Source organism: Streptomyces doebereineriae (genome assembly GCF_031845645.1).
Classification (GTDB): domain Bacteria; phylum Actinomycetota; class Actinomycetes; order Streptomycetales; family Streptomycetaceae; genus Streptomyces; species Streptomyces canus.
In genome coordinates, this window is sequence record NZ_JAVREZ010000376.1 from 1 (window position 1) to 436 (window position 436).

Sequence of the window (436 nt, forward strand, 5' to 3'; positions counted from 1 at the left end):
GGCGGGACATGGCCTCGGTGACCAGTCCGGCCGGGTTGGTGAAGTTGATGGTCCAGGCATGCGGGGCGAGGCGAGCGATGCGGCGGGCCAGCTCGACGGCGACGGGGACGGTCCGCAGCCCGTACGCGATGCCTCCGGCGCCGACCGTCTCCTGCCCCAGCACGCCGAGGTCCAGGGCGACCCGTTCGTCGGCGGCCCGTCCGGCGAGCCCGCCCACCCGGATCGCGGAGAAGACGAAGTCGGCGCCGCGCAGCGCCTCGTCCAGCTCGGTGGTGGCGACGACGGCGGGCGCGTCCGGGATGCCCCGCGCCTGCTCGTCGAGGACGCGGGCGACGGCGGTGAGCCGGTCGGCGTCGGTGTCGTACAGGGTGACCCGGGAGACGCGGCCCTCGGCGTGATCGCCGAGGAGAGCCCCGTACACAAGAGGCACCCGGAA

General features: G+C 75.0%; 1 protein-coding gene. It reads right to left on the reverse strand.

Annotated elements, in window-relative coordinates:
* Positions 1-436, reverse strand: a 436-nt coding sequence (locus tag RNB18_RS52375; protein WP_449657664.1) for a family 4 glycosyl hydrolase, incomplete at both ends; no start/stop codon positions are given.